Source organism: Pectobacterium carotovorum, assembly GCA_016415585.1.
Lineage (GTDB): Bacteria > Pseudomonadota > Gammaproteobacteria > Enterobacterales > Enterobacteriaceae > Pectobacterium > Pectobacterium carotovorum_K.
Map to the genome: position 1 here is coordinate 3,784,899 of CP066552.1, position 13,958 is coordinate 3,798,856.

The 13,958-nt window shown below is 50.1% G+C and carries 16 protein-coding genes and 2 pseudogenes; 10 read left to right on the top strand and 8 right to left on the bottom strand.

The window, feature by feature from the left end:
* Nucleotides 1–99 precede the first annotated feature (99 nt).
* Both JFY74_16945 and JFY74_16950 read right to left on the bottom strand, forming a co-directional pair.
* A complete protein-coding gene (locus tag JFY74_16945) occupies nucleotides 100–684 on the bottom strand; it encodes a Fic family protein (protein QQG27739.1) in 585 nt (194 codons plus the stop codon).
* Nucleotides 677–1,168: a helix-turn-helix domain-containing protein gene (locus tag JFY74_16950; GenBank protein QQG27740.1), complete on the bottom strand. Its 492-nt coding sequence runs from the start codon at nucleotides 1,166–1,168 to the stop codon at nucleotides 677–679. Before JFY74_16950 ends, JFY74_16945 begins: the two co-directional genes overlap by 8 nt.
* Before the next feature lie 303 nt (nucleotides 1,169–1,471).
* Here JFY74_16950 and JFY74_16955 point away from each other — a divergent pair, with 303 nt between their 5' ends.
* From JFY74_16955 to JFY74_16980, 6 genes and pseudogenes are all read left to right on the top strand, one after another.
* Nucleotides 1,472–1,738, top strand: coding sequence for a DUF1778 domain-containing protein (locus tag JFY74_16955; GenBank protein ID QQG27741.1), 267 nt, complete (start codon nucleotides 1,472–1,474; stop codon nucleotides 1,736–1,738).
* Between the two features lies 1 nt (nucleotide 1,739).
* Entirely contained in the window at nucleotides 1,740–2,255 is a 516-nt protein-coding gene (locus JFY74_16960) for a GNAT family N-acetyltransferase (GenBank protein ID QQG27742.1), read from the top strand.
* Nucleotides 2,256–2,459: 204 nt separating this feature from the next.
* A complete protein-coding gene (locus JFY74_16965) occupies nucleotides 2,460–2,699 on the top strand; it encodes a type II toxin-antitoxin system RelB/DinJ family antitoxin (protein ID QQG27743.1) in 240 nt (79 codons plus the stop codon).
* A complete protein-coding gene (locus JFY74_16970; protein QQG27744.1) occupies nucleotides 2,699–2,986 on the top strand; it encodes a type II toxin-antitoxin system RelE/ParE family toxin in 288 nt (95 codons plus the stop codon). Before JFY74_16965 ends, JFY74_16970 begins: the two co-directional genes overlap by 1 nt.
* A gap of 18 nt (nucleotides 2,987–3,004) precedes the next feature.
* Nucleotides 3,005–3,211, top strand: a pseudogene (locus JFY74_16975) (hypothetical protein).
* A pseudogene (locus JFY74_16980) lies at nucleotides 3,207–3,362 on the top strand (integrase arm-type DNA-binding domain-containing protein). Before JFY74_16975 ends, JFY74_16980 begins: the two co-directional pseudogenes overlap by 5 nt.
* Before the next feature lie 104 nt (nucleotides 3,363–3,466).
* Here JFY74_16980 and JFY74_16985 read toward each other — a convergent pair.
* Nucleotides 3,467–3,946, bottom strand: coding sequence for a GNAT family N-acetyltransferase (locus JFY74_16985; GenBank protein QQG27745.1), 480 nt, complete (start codon nucleotides 3,944–3,946; stop codon nucleotides 3,467–3,469).
* Complete coding sequence (locus JFY74_16990; GenBank protein QQG27746.1) at nucleotides 3,937–4,209, bottom strand: DUF1778 domain-containing protein; 273 nt, start codon at nucleotides 4,207–4,209, stop codon at nucleotides 3,937–3,939. The genes JFY74_16985 and JFY74_16990 overlap by 10 nt, the downstream gene beginning before the upstream one ends.
* Before the next feature lie 395 nt (nucleotides 4,210–4,604).
* On the opposite strand from JFY74_16990, the gene JFY74_16995 reads away from it, so the two are divergent.
* Nucleotides 4,605–4,811 carry a hypothetical protein gene (locus tag JFY74_16995; GenBank protein ID QQG30576.1) on the top strand — a complete coding sequence of 69 codons (207 nt, stop codon included), beginning with the start codon at nucleotides 4,605–4,607 and terminating at the stop codon, nucleotides 4,809–4,811.
* A gap of 119 nt (nucleotides 4,812–4,930) precedes the next feature.
* Here the strand turns inward: JFY74_16995 and JFY74_17000 are convergent, their stop codons facing one another.
* The 3 genes from JFY74_17000 to JFY74_17010 all read right to left on the bottom strand — a co-directional run bounded on the left by JFY74_17000 (nucleotide 4,931) and on the right by JFY74_17010 (nucleotide 8,866).
* On the bottom strand, nucleotides 4,931–6,070 hold the full coding sequence (locus tag JFY74_17000; protein ID QQG27747.1) for a glycoside hydrolase family 88 protein: 1,140 nt from the start codon (nucleotides 6,068–6,070) through the stop codon (nucleotides 4,931–4,933).
* Between the two features lie 43 nt (nucleotides 6,071–6,113).
* Nucleotides 6,114–7,673 carry an MFS transporter gene (locus JFY74_17005; protein QQG27748.1) on the bottom strand — a complete coding sequence of 520 codons (1,560 nt, stop codon included), beginning with the start codon at nucleotides 7,671–7,673 and terminating at the stop codon, nucleotides 6,114–6,116.
* A 302-nt stretch (nucleotides 7,674–7,975) separates the two neighbouring features.
* Nucleotides 7,976–8,866, bottom strand: coding sequence for a LysR family transcriptional regulator (locus JFY74_17010; GenBank protein QQG27749.1), 891 nt, complete (start codon nucleotides 8,864–8,866; stop codon nucleotides 7,976–7,978).
* A 295-nt stretch (nucleotides 8,867–9,161) separates the two neighbouring features.
* On the opposite strand from JFY74_17010, the gene JFY74_17015 reads away from it, so the two are divergent.
* The 3 genes from JFY74_17015 (at nucleotide 9,162) to JFY74_17025 (ending at nucleotide 12,489) form a co-directional block, all read left to right on the top strand.
* The gene (locus JFY74_17015) at nucleotides 9,162–10,580 is read left to right on the top strand and encodes a coniferyl aldehyde dehydrogenase (protein QQG27750.1); all 1,419 of its coding nucleotides are present in this window, start codon (nucleotides 9,162–9,164) and stop codon (nucleotides 10,578–10,580) included.
* Nucleotides 10,581–10,627: 47 nt separating this feature from the next.
* Nucleotides 10,628–11,305, top strand: a complete 678-nt coding sequence (locus tag JFY74_17020) for a type 1 glutamine amidotransferase domain-containing protein (GenBank protein QQG30577.1) — start codon at nucleotides 10,628–10,630, stop codon at nucleotides 11,303–11,305.
* A gap of 395 nt (nucleotides 11,306–11,700) precedes the next feature.
* Nucleotides 11,701–12,489 (top strand): DUF1460 domain-containing protein, encoded by a 789-nt coding sequence (locus JFY74_17025; protein QQG27751.1) that lies wholly within the window; start codon nucleotides 11,701–11,703, stop codon nucleotides 12,487–12,489.
* 117 nt (nucleotides 12,490–12,606) lie between these two features.
* Here the strand turns inward: JFY74_17025 and eno are convergent, their stop codons facing one another.
* Nucleotides 12,607–13,902, bottom strand: coding sequence for a phosphopyruvate hydratase (gene eno / locus JFY74_17030; protein QQG27752.1), 1,296 nt, complete (start codon nucleotides 13,900–13,902; stop codon nucleotides 12,607–12,609).
* Between the last annotated feature and the right edge of the window lie 56 nt (nucleotides 13,903–13,958).

The window sequence follows — 13,958 nt, forward strand, 5'->3', positions numbered from 1 at the left end:
GTTCACCGACTCATCACCCAGCAATCTATTGATTAGTAGAAATAAAACTCTGTGATGAAGAGGGCGAACAGTTTCGTGAAAAATTTTTTATTGGAGAGGTCAGAGAATACTTTTCTCAAAAATATCGGCTAATGGTTGAGTATTGCCGTGGTATCCGGCCACGTTAGCCGCTAACCATTTCTGAACACCGATATTTTCGAAAGAGACACCATAGCCACAATTGATAATCATATGCTCGAACAATAAACGCTGAGAACGTCCATTTCCTTCCCGAAACGGATGAATCACATTCAAATCTGAATAGTATTCTGCTAACTGAGTGATTAGCGCTGGACGTTCAAGGCCTTGTAAAAAATCATCATTGGATAGTTGGGTAAAAATTTTATTGGCTTCAATTGCAATACGGGATACGGCGCAAAAACGTGTTTGACCTTTAGAAATATCGATACGCCGTATTTCTCCTGCCCATGCGAATAAATCCCCGAATATTTTCCCGTGCAGCCCACACCAGTAATGCAGGTCGTAAGGTGGTTCTTCAAATTCAATATCGAGAACAGCCAGTTCGGATAACCGACGCTCTGCATCGTCGAATTGACTGTCATCGTTGATGCCGAGTTTGTTTATCAGAACATCGCTATCGGGGTAGGTATAAGGATCTTGCCCTGAGCCGTATTTATCAGACATAGCCACCGGCTTTATACATGGCAATCAGATTTTTTCTCAGCGCATCCCTTTCCTGCTTGTCAGCGGGAAGCGGCGTATCCTCAACGCTGAATCCTTCAAGACGCATACTGTCCCGATAGTTTTTGAGTTTCACCTGATTGTAATAATCGCGCTTTTCATCCAGCGTCACCATACGCGAGGATCGCGTTTTGTTTGGCAACACTTTTGTGGTGATTTTCCGATGCTGTCTAAATATCGACAGGTCGGTGTTTTTCAGTTTTTCGATCAGCCGTTCCCCGTCACCAAACACGCCCCATGACGAGATAGACAAGGCTTGCCGTTTGCCACTTTTTACGCGTGATATGCTGATATCCATCGTTGACTGGAGCGTGTTTAACACGTCCTGTACTTTTCTTTCAGAGATACCCGTAGCGGTGACGATAGATTGCGTATTCGGGGAATCCTCTTGTACTAGAGCCGCGAGTACTGCCATTTCATAGCGCATGTGCTTTCACCTTTAATCCGCATATATATGCGATAAAGAGTACCACAATTACGGCCTAGGCATACCTTACCTGCAAGGGTGGTGAGTTACTCATCACCTGTTCATTCACTGTTCATCAATTAACTCACTAAAAATAAAGATAAAAAACACAAGATGAAGAGGATGAACAGTTTTTCGCAAAATCATTTTATTTTGAGATAAGCACGCTCATCCTCAATGCAAATACTCAGACTATCTTTTGATATGTATCTTTTATATACTACCTGTACGGCAATTTGCCGGAACAATGCATATGAGGTGGCTATGCCTACCACCGCAAGACTGGAAGCGCGCATCCCTTCGGAACTCCACGCCTTGATCAAACATGCCGCCGAGTTACAGGGTCGTACAATGACGGATTTTATTATCACAGCAACGCAGGAAGCCGCTAAAAGAGCCGTAGAGGAAACCGCAATCCTGAGACTGGCAATGGAAGACCAAAAGCAATTTGCTGACTCGCTACTGTCTGAATCACCGGTTTCCCCTGCATTACTAGGCGCAATGAAAAGGCGTAAAGCGCTGGGAAGATAAAATGAGCTTATTGACCTACACGCTACTTGCCAAAAACCATAACAAGAAAGACTTTAATTGCGGCGTTCCTGAATTAAATACCTACCTGCAAAAGTATGCTGGGCAGGACAGCCTGGAACGCTTTACTAAATGTTATGCTGCCGTTGATGAAAACAATAACGTAGCAGGCTTTTATACGTTATCTTCCAGTGCGATCGACATCAGCGGCCTTCCCGATACGATTATCAAGAAACTCCCGCGTTATCCTTCTGTACCTGCAGCGTTACTTGGCCGCCTTGCCGTTGATTCTCAATTTGCAGGAAAAGACATAGGCGGTTCATTACTCGTTGATACGATCCTCAATGTATCACGCTCGACGACAGGAATATGGGCTTTGCATGTCGATGCCAAAGATCAGGCTGCGAAGGATTTTTATCTGAAGTATGGATTTGTTGCCTTTCAACGTAAGCCTAATTCGCTCTATCTTCCTATCACGAATACCCTGTTAAAAGAATTAGCTTCATTTGAACTGGCCTGAATAGCATCTAAATAACTTCGCGCATTGATGCTTCACTTCTCATCTGACGAGGCCAGAGCTGGGGGTGTGCCTCCTTCAACAAGTGTAGCGATATTATGCAAAGCTATTTAGAGTCCATTTGACAGGAACCTACTCACACCTTGCAACTGAATAAAAAAAGAGCGAAACTACGTAAAGACAAATGTAACTGCAAAGGTGAGTATAATGGGCAGCATTAATCTCCGTATCGATGATGATCTTAAAACACGCTCCTACGCCGCACTCGAAAAACTGGGGGTTACACCTTCTGAAGCATTGCGCCTTACACTGGAATACATTGCTGAAAATGAACGACTTCCCTTTAAACAGGCATTACTTAGTGATGAAGATGCTGAATTGATTGAAATTGTTCGTGAACGTCTCCGCAATCCCAAACCAGTACGCGTGACGCTGGATGATCTTTAATGTCGTACTTTCTGGATTTTGACGAACGCGCACTAAAGGAATGGCGCAAGCTGGGCGAGACTATTCGTAATCAATTCAAAAAGAAACTGGCCGACATTCTGGATGCCCCACGTATCGAAGCCAACAAATTACGGAGTATGCCGGACTGCTACAAAATAAAGCTGCGCTCTGCCGGTTATCGGTTGGTTTATCAGGTTCAAGATGAAAAAGTGGTGGTTTTTGTTGTGTCAGTTGGCAAACGTGAGCGCTCCGAAGCATATGACGATGCAATAAAAAGATTACGCTAGTAAAGCCCTCACACAACCATGAAAGACAACAAAAAACACAACCAACAATCAAGATCGTCCGGTTGGGGAGGAAAACGTATCGGTGCAGGTGCTCCCGTTGGTAACACCAATGCAGTGAAACATGGGGAACGCAGCCGCCAGGCATTCTTTCCTTTGGCGGGTGATGATGGACGATTCACGACGTTGCAGCTGCTACGAGTAAGAAACCTGCTTCTTGCGAAAAAAGCTGTGGCGATTCCGTTACCAGAAACCAGTGACCGGCCAACGCACCATGATCGGATTTGGGGCTTACCCAGCATTATCGCTAGCCGACGCCCGCGCAATAAGGGACGAAAAACTATCTCTGTTAGCCAAAGGTATCGATCCACAGGAAAAAGTGATATTCCCTATATTCATCAATAAGTAGCATGGATAGAGATAGCGCGCTCCCCCCAACAGCAGAACAGGCTTCATCAAGTTTTTCACTATGCAAACATAGACTTACCAGAGTGGTAGAAGCAATGCGCTAGGCTGGATTTCCGAGGGCGTAAAGCCCCAATGCAGATAGAAATCTTTTGCTTCCTCAGACAGCGCATGAACTAATAACGCTTTCGTCCCTACCTGTTCAGCAACCTGCCGGGAACGCAAGGTCGCATCTTTTAATAGTCCCGCGCCAATTCCACGGCGCTGGTAACGTTCATCTACCGCCAGACGACCCAAGACTAATACGGGCAGCAGATCAGGCATATTGCGCCGTAACGCACCCGATACGGATTGGCGCTGCACGCTACCAGTTGCCAACGCGTAAAAGCCAATAACCTGATTCCCACCCGATTCACACACGACAAAAGTGCGTGATGCACCAATGGTTTGATTCTTGAGCGCCTTACGCTTCAGCCAGTCGTCCAGTGACGGTTCTGAACTTCGGAAATCAACAACGGCATGCTGAGGTAATAATAATTCAGGTGCCATTATTCCCACGGTGATTTCCTGTCTAATAACGCCTGTAACCGTTCATTGGTTGCGACAGGTTTTTCCAGCGCGGTAATAAAAGCATTAAATTGTGAGTCATCAACCAGAAACAGGCGTTGATCCAATAGCACCTCTTCTGCCTCACGACATGCAGCCTCAAGGATAAAATCAGTACGTGACTTTGAAAGCAGCTTCGCGGCAACGTCTATCAGTTCCCGTTGTGATGATTTAGCCCGAATGTTGATCGGCGCTTCTTTCGCTTCTGTTCTCACAACCGCCTCCTGTATAGCTAATCGTTATACAAAAATCATAATCAATTGTGTAGTAAATAGCTATACACTTCTTAAATCTCACTATAGAGTGATGAGCGACTCATCACCTGTTCACCAACTCACCACCCATTAATCTGTTGATTATTAAAAATAAAAAACTTTGGTGAAGAGGGTGAACAGTTTTGTACAAAATCTTTTTATTTTGGCTACTGACGGTTACATGACGAACGGCGCTTTACGTCACAGGGAATTTTATCGATCTAGCGGGCGGGAAATAAAACATCCCTCTTATCTTCGCTAATTTCTTATACACAAATGCTGCCAATTATTACGGCTTTTGCCGTTATCCAGCGTAAAAATTATGCAGCGGTGGGCGTGACCGCCGAGTGAGCGGCATGGATGCCGCGAAAGTCAGTGCCGCGTCGGACAAAAACGTCAGGGACGTTTTTGAACAGCACTTGTGCTGGCCCGAAGGGCGAGCCACATTTATGGGGCGAGTAAACGCGTCACTGACGGCTCGAATCGCGGTCATGAACACCGATGGCACCGCGCAGCGGCATAATTTAGCCGGAAGCCTGGGTTCGCAGGGCGGCGGCGACTGAGCGCCCTGCGTCGGGCGCGTATACGGTATCGCATATGAATAGCGACGGTGTGGCGCACGAAACTGCCCCTTAGCCAGCATAACCGATATGACTAAGAGGCAACGCTCGCGTTAATCCAGTTACAGATACACCCGCAGGTATTCCGCCAGACAGAGGATCGCCATCGCCTGACCGTAAGGCATGGAGGTCAGGGCGATGTTGCGGTAGAAATCCAGATCGTTGCCCATCGCGGTGCCGAATGACACCTGCGTCAGCTCACCGTCCTTATTGACGTGATTAATCACGCCACGAATCGCTTTCTCCGCCACCTCAGCGTAGCTCGGGTCGACGTAGCGTTTGCGTACCGCTTTCAGGATACCGTAGGCAAAACCAGCGGTTGCCGAGCTTTCAAGGTATGAATTCGGATCGTCGATTAGCGTATGCCACAGGCCGCTGTCATCCTGATATTTTGCCAATGCTTCAATCTGGCTTTCCAGCACCTGCAACAGGAAGCGACGCGTCGCGTTGTGTTCTGGCAGATCCAGCAGTTCGATAAATTCAGGAATAACGATCGTCAACCAGCTGTTGCCACGCGCCCAGCGAGCCTTAGCGTAGTTGTGCTGCCCTTCGAACGTCCAGCCGTGGAACCACAGGCCGCTTTCGCGATCCATCAGGTATTGCACGTGCAGCAGGAACTGATACGTGGCTTCTTCTACAAATTCCGGTCGATTTAGCAGCTTGCCGATTTTCGCCAGCGGCAGCACGCTCATCATCAGCGTGTCGTCCCACAGCTGCTGGTGGTTTTCATTGTTATAAACAATGTGCTGCAAGCCTTGCTTGTCCGTGCGCGGCATTTCATACATCACCCACTCCGCCCAGCGCTCCAGATACGGCAGCCAGCGGGCATCGCCCGTTTCTTCATAACGATAAGCCAGCGTCAGGAACGGGCATACGGTGTTCACGTTCTTCGTCGGCGTACCTTCCGCCAGACGCTCGGTAAACCAGTCGTCGATGATGGCGCGCATCTGCTCATCACCCGTTTGCTGGTAATACTGATAAATCCCGTACAGCCCGATGCCGTGCGTCCATTCCCATCCCGCCCAGCCTTTGGTATCAATCACACGACCATCGTCCAGCCGTAACAAGAACTCACCGGTTTTGTCCTCAATATTCACCAGATTGTCGGTGATACGGCAAATCAGCGCTTTCAGATCCTCGCGGGAGATGAAGCGTTCTGGCTGACGTAAAAGCGGGCTATGTTTTACACTGAATACGGTCATAGTCATTCATCCAATTGAGTTATCAGTTAACAGTTCAATACAGTTACGGCTGTGTGGCGTGCGTGACCGGCTTGTCGCCTTTGTGGCGGTTCAGATAGCCGATATTGTTGTTGCCCCACAGCGATTCATACGGCATACCAGCCAGCATTTCGACCGTTGCGCGCGCCTGCGGCGTAATCTTCTCCGGCACAGGACGCCCGGCTTCACGCATTTTCAGCGTCTCTTCACGCAACACGCTGTGCGTTTGCAGGTTGAGTTTAAAGCGCAGAGAAACCAGGAAGCCCAGCGCCAGCACGCCCACGGTGCCGAAGCTCAAAATCATCAGAATCGTGTGGCTGACGCCCGGTGCCTGTACGCTTTGCCCGGATACGAAGCCGGAGAGCTGTAACACCACGCCCACCAGCATCACCGCACCAGCCTGAGAGGCTTTGCGAGTCAGCGTCATAATCCCGGCGAAGATCCCTTCGCGACGCTGTGCGGTGATCACTTCATCCACATCCGCGATGTAAGTGTAGGTGTTCCACGGTACGTAGTTGATCCCGCCGCGCCCGATGCCCGCCAGCGCAGAAATCAACAGCAGCAGAGAGAAGGTGTCATGCAGACCGCTGTACCACAGGACCGCATAGGAAAGCGCACTCACGCCAAAAAGGCACACGACCAATCGGTAAGACGGGGCCGGCCCAAAGCGAATACACAGCGGAATCATGCCGATAACCGCGATAAATTGCAGAATCGCCATCGTTCCCATCAGGTTCGACGCCATCGTCGGGCTTTGCATCAGCACAAAGACCACGTAGTAAGTGAACACGGCGTTAAACACGTCCTGCGCGATATACCCGCCCAGATACATTCCGAGATGCTGACGGAAAATACGAATACGCAGAGTGGAAACCAGCTCAACGTTCAGCCGTTTCAGGCTTTGGCCTAACGTCAGAGACTGACGCTCTTTCTCCGCCCGCAGCGACGCTTCCGACATCTGATCGCGCGGCCGTTCCCAGGTAAAGAAATAGACCAGCGTCAGCACCAGCGCACAGATAACGGAGAACACCAGACTCGAATAGAAGAAGGACACCGCATTGTCTTTGCCAAAGTAGCCCAGCAGGATGCCCGGCAGAAACGCGGCCAAAATCGCAGACAGCTGCGCCAGCGCGATACGTGCGCCGGAGAACTTGGTCTTCTGTTTGAAGTCATCAGTCATTTCCGGCACCAGCGTTTCATACGGCACCAGCACCATCGTATAAACGACATCGAACAGCAGGTACGTCAGCAGATAGTACCAATAGCCCATATCCCCGACCCACATGAAGCTGTAGCTGAACACGAAGGGAATACCGAGCAGAATAAAGAACTTACGGCGGCCAAAGCGTTTGCCCAGCCAGGTTGAACCAAAGTTATCGGTCAGGAAGCCCATCAGCGGGCTGACGACGGCATCGAGCACGCGCGCCATCGCAAAAATAAACGTTGCCTCAATCGGCGTTAAGCCACAGAACGTGGTGTAAAAATAGAGTAACCAGGCAGCCGTCAGCGCGGTGGTACCCGCACCAAGAAAGTCCCCTGAACCGTAGGCTAAATAGTTAGCCAAACCGATCTTACGCGTTTTCATCGCCATCCTTCCCCGAACATTTTTAATTATGAAGGTGTCACGCTGATACGGTAGCGCCCGGCGATCGTGAAAACCTTTGCGCTTTTGCCACCACGCGCCCCACGCTGGCAGCACAGGGAAGATTGGTGCGATCCGCTTCAAAGATTTTATAAAAAGCGATTTTAACTGAACGAAACTAGCAGTTCGTTTATGGCGATCACAGGATAGAAGATAGGAAGTCAGCGGGAAGAAGGGCAACGTCGCCAACGGACGTTGCCTTGTGATGTCTTGAAAAATGGCGTTTTTTTTAGCAGAGACTAGCGCTATTCAGCGTGCTGCAGTCGCCACAGGAAGGTTTGCCGCGCGTGGGCTAAACGCGGCTGGCGCAGAGCACCTGGCACCCAGGCCAGATAGTAATCCAGCTGCGTTGTGCCAACGGGAGGCGGAATAATGGCAAGCTCCCCCGCATCCAGCAGGTCCTGACATAAATACACCGGCATCACCGTCCAGCCAAATCCACTGGTTAGCACGCGACGCAGCGCACGCAGATCCTGACTCACCACGGCAGGCACCAGTCCCTTCTCCTCCATGCGGTTCTTCTTCAACCAGTGATCGATTAGAGGAAACTCAAGGTCATACGCCAGCATCGGTTCCTGCGCCATCGCCTGCGGCAGATCGCCCGTCTGCAATAGTCGTTCGACAATCGCAGGCGCCGCCACCGCCTGTAATGTCGCACTCTTCAACAGATCGCTTTTCAACCGCTTATCCGTCACCGGGTGCGCCGTTATGCCCAAATCACAGTGCCCTTCAAGCAGCATTTGTTTAATCAAATCGCCGTCGCCAGTATGCATGTGCACCCGCACACCCGCTTCAAGCAGCGGTAACAGCTGTTCCGACACCACTTCGGCCATGAAATCCGCATGGCCAATGATATGCAGCGTCCCCGCGACGTCCATCGATCTTGCGCGGGCGGAAGCCAGCGCCGCCTCGGCCTCATCGAGCTTGTCCCCCAGATCCGCCGCTAAGTCGTCTGCCGCCGACGTTGGCGTTACGCCATTTGCCTGACGTTCAAAAAGCCGCCGCCCCACCGCCACCTCCAGCCCGGCAATATGCTGCGATACCGCAGGCTGAGTCAGATTGAGCGCGCGTGACGCACCGCTAATTGAGCGCTGCCGATAGACTTCCACAAACGTGCGTAGACGGATAAGTGACATACGATACCTATAGATATTTATACCCTAAATAATTCGAGTTTCAGGAAGGCGGCAAGAGAGCGAATCCCGATGAGCTTACTCAAGTAAGTGATTCAGGTGAGTGAACGCAGCCAACGCACATGCAACTTGAAGTATGACGGGTATGGGCCATAAAATTATTTATACCCCCCGAATAATAATCTTGTTGGCGGGCGGATCAACCCCTGCCGTATCCTTTACCCCATCTTGAGTGACCCGGAAAACCCGGCTAACTTTCTGTTTTCTCTGGTACTCGACGACGAAAAGGAGACAAAACATGTCGACACAACAATCCAAAAAGGATTTACACGCTATCCTGAATACGATGAAGCGCGCTCACATTGCCTCTGGCCCCGCCGATGCCTCACTGCGTCAAGATCGCTTACAGCGCAGCATCAACCTGCTCCGTGAAAACCATGCGGCGCTCGCGCAGGCTATGAGTGACGATTTCGGCCATCGCAGCCTGTATCACTCTTTCGCCGCCGACATCGGCATCACGCTGAAAATACTCCAGAACGCCATCGACAACGTTGAACGCTGGATGCAGCCAGAACCCGTGGATGAGCCCGCTCCCAGCATGCAGGCATGGATTCAACATCAGCCTTTGGGCGTGATTGGCGTGATCAGCCCGTGGAACTTCCCGGTGAATCTGTCGTTCGGCCCGCTGGCTGACATTTTTGCTGCCGGTAATACCGCAATTCTGAAACCGTCAGAGCTCACGCCGCGTACGTCTGAGCTGCTGGCGGAGTTGATTGCCCACTATTTTGATCCGCTGGAATTGGCCGTGGTGCTGGGTGATGCAGAAATCGGTCAAGCATTCAGCGAGCTGCCGTTCGATCATCTGGTCTTCACCGGCAGCACCGCCGTTGGGAAACTGGTGATGCGCGCGGCGGCAGAGAATCTGGTGCCGGTCACGCTGGAGCTGGGTGGCAAATCACCGGTCGTAATTGATAGCAGCGCGGATATCACTGAAGCCGTTGAACGCACGCTGACGGTGAAAACCTTCAACGCCGGACAAATCTGCCTGTCGCCGGACTATGTTCTGCTGCCCGAAGGTCAAGAGCAGGCTTTCCGCGATGCCGCAAAAGCCTTTATGCAGAAAAGCTTCCCGACGTTACAGGCGAATCCAGATTACACGTCTATCATTGCTGACAGACATTACGATCGTTTGATCCGCATCCTGAAAGAGGCTGAGCAGCAAGGCGCGACGGTCGTCAGTCTGGCACCGGAAGGCGAAGCGCCCTACGACGCCAAAAGCCGTAAGATTGCCCCGCATCTGGTGTTCGGCGTAAGCGATGAGATGACGATCATGCAGGAAGAAATTTTCGGCCCGCTGCTGCCCATCAAAACCTATCAGGCCGCAGAGGAACCGATTCACTACATCAATGCGCATCCACGTCCGCTGGCGGCCTATCTGTTCAGCAACGATGAAGCCATGCAGCAACGCTTCGCCAGCAGAACGACATCAGGCGCGCTGGTCATCAACGATGTGATGACGCACGTATCGATCGACACACTTCCGTTCGGCGGCGTTGGCGCATCCGGCATCGGCGCGTATCACGGCGTTCACGGATTCCGCCGTTTCAGCCACGCCAAACCGATTGTCATACAAAGTGAAGATGGCGCGTCTAACCTGACACTGCGTGCGCCTTACCATGAGAAACAAGACGCGATTGTCGCCGCCCTGAAAGGGTAACCAGCGTCTATTCACCCGATCATCCTGCAACCCTAGAGAGAAAAATGATGAAAATTTTAATGGTACTGACTTCTCACGACAAACTGGGCAACACGGGTAATAAAACCGGCTTCTGGCTGGAAGAGTTTGCCGCCCCTTATTACACCTTTAAAGACGCAGGTGCCGAGCTGGTGCTCGCCTCCCCTGCTGGCGGCCAGCCGCCTCTTGACCCGAAAAGCGATTTGGCCGATTTTCAAACCGAACTGACGCACCGTTTTAAAGCCGACCCGGCTGCGCAACAGGAACTGGCGAATACGGTAAAACTGGATACCGTCAGCGAACAGGATTTCGATGCGGTCTTCTATCCCGGTGGTCACGGCCCGTTGTGGGATCTGGCAGAATCGCCAGTCTCTATCGCGCTCATCGAAGCTTTTGTGCGCGCCAACAAGCCGACCGGTTTTGTCTGCCACGCTCCGGGCGTACTGATTCATGTAAAAGCAGAAAATGGCGATGCACTGATTAAAGGCCGCAAAGTGACAGGCTTCACCAACGGTGAAGAAGCGGCGGTTCAGTTGACGGACGTGGTGCCTTTCCTGATTGAAGATGAATTCAAGAAACTCGGCGGGCTCTACGAAAAAGGCCCAGATTGGGCACCGTACCTCGTTGAAGACGGCAAGCTGATCACCGGTCAGAACCCAGCCAGCTCGGAAGTGGTCGCTAAAGCGATTCTCAAACAGTTAGCTTAACCCGCGCTATACCCTACATCAATCAGGTGGCAAGAGAAGAAAAAATTCGTCGTGAATGAATTTGACCAGCCAACAGTTGGGCTTCAGTGGGAGACCGGATGTTTTTCACTGAAGCCCAAATCACTTACTCGAGTCAGTGATTTGGGCGACTGGCAAATTTTTCTGGGACAGATTTGAACGAGATTTGCAGTGTATCCACAGGGTGAGGCGCACTGAGTAACACTGCCAATATACATGTAACTAAAATATTACGAATATAAATATTTACATATGCATATGATACAAATATGAATTTAAGAAAATAAAGCATTTTTTTACAGCCACAAATAAATAAACCGGTCAATAATACTAATTACACACATTAACGTAATTAGGTATATATGGTGAAAGCATCAATGTCCTCACGTCAAAATCTTCCAGCCCCTTTAGCCTCCGGCACTTCACCTAATAATCAAGAATATCGTACTGTTATAGATGAAACGACCATCGAGAAAATCAGCTTCATTATTAATTCAGAAGTCACCACATCACCAGGTAAAAGCAGAGGAGAAATTATCGGTCAGGTATCATCAGCCTTCCTCAATACGCCCTACAAAGCAGGCACACTAATTGGTTCTCCTGAAGAAGCTGAGGCATTGGTTGCTGATTTCAACGGCGTAGACTGTTTCACGCTCGCAGATTACGTTGAAGCACTCAGTCAGAGCCAAGATCAAACATCATTTCTGAAAAATCTCGTCAAGACACGCTATATCGACTGTCGTGTCACCTACCTTACCCGCCGCCACTTTTTTACTGACTGGAGTACCAAGAATCCACATAACGCTCTGGATATAACCGCAGATATCAGTCCAAATTATGACACTGTCAATAAACGACTTAATTATAACCCGCAGGGCGGGGAATATGTTAAAGGATTAGGAATTATCCCGCGGGCAATAAATTTCATCCCAGGCAATTTAATTGATGCGCAGGTAATCAGCCATCTGAAAACAGGCGATTACGTAGGTGTTTATTCACCGCTTGAAGGACTGGATGTTTCACACGTAGGGATCGCCATCCATCAGGATAACACCCTATGGTTCAGAAACGCTTCTTCGCTCGAAACAAACAGAAAAGTTGTCGACTCGCCATTTCTTGAATATATGCGCTCAAAACCGGGAATGGTTGTTCTTCGAACCTTGTAGTGATACGCAGTCGAAAAAAATCCAGAAACGTTTTCACGCTTCTGGATTTTTATAGTTAATCACGCTGGGCGCGTATCAGGCCGCTTTCTCAGCGACCTGATAACGCCAGAGGCGTAATTACTGGCCTTTAACTTCTTTCAGGCCATTGAACGGTGCAGCATCACCCAGCGCTTCTTCGATACGAATCAGCTGGTTGTATTTAGCAACGCGGTCAGAACGGCTCATAGAACCGGTTTTGATCTGGCCAGCCGCTGTACCTACTGCCAGGTCAGCGATGGTGGCATCTTCAGTTTCGCCTGAACGGTGAGAGATAACAGCCGTGTAGCCTGCATCTTTCGCCATTTTAATCGCAGCCAGCGTTTCGGTCAGAGAACCGATCTGGTTGAATTTGATCAGGATAGAGTTAGCGATGCCTTTCTCGATACCTTCTTTCAGGATCTTGGTGTTGGTTACGAACAGATCGTCACCAACCAGCTGGATTTTGTCGCCCAGAACTTTAGTCTGGTAAGCGAAGCCAGCCCAATCAGATTCGTCCAGACCGTCTTCGATAGAAACGATTGGGTACTGTTTGGTCAGATCTTCCAGGAAGTGGGTGAATTCTTCAGAGGTGAACGCTTTGTTGCCTTCGCCAGCCAGAACGTATTTACCGTCTTTGTAGAATTCAGACGCTGCACAGTCCATCGCCAACGTGATGTCTTTGCCCAGCTCGTAGCCTGCTGCTTTTACCGCTTCAGCGATAACAGCCAGCGCTTCGGCGTTGGAACCCAGATTTGGCGCATAGCCACCTTCGTCACCAACAGCCGTACCCATACCTTTGGATTTCAGAACTTTAGCCAGAGTGTGGAACACTTCAGAACCCATACGGATGGCTTCTTTCAGCGTTTTTGCGCCAACAGGCTGAATCATGAACTCTTGAATATCAACGTTGTTATCCGCGTGCTCGCCGCCGTTGATGATATTCATCATTGGCAGTGGCATAGAGTATTTGCCTGGGGTGCCGTTCAGTTCAGCGATGTGCGCGTACAGTGGCAGGCCTTTTGACGCAGCAGCTGCTTTAGCGGCTGCCAGAGAAACAGCCAGAATGGCGTTAGCACCGAACTTGGATTTATTCTCAGTACCATCCAGGTCGATCATGATCTTGTCGATGTTCGCCTGATCTTTCGCGTCTTTACCCAGTACAGCCTGAGCAATCGGGCCATTAACAGCAGCAACAGCTTTCGTTACGCCTTTGCCCAGAAAACGGGATTTGTCACCGTCACGCAGTTCCAGTGCTTCGCGAGAGCCAGTAGAAGCTCCTGATGGCGCAGCAGCCAGACCTACAAAACCACCTTCCAGATGAACTTCCGCTTCAACAGTTGGGTTTCCGCGTGAGTCGATGATTTCACGGCCGATGACTTTAACAATTTTGGACATTAGATTTTCCTCAGTACAAGTTAAACTAAAACTTTAGATAGAACTAAAACCCTAGA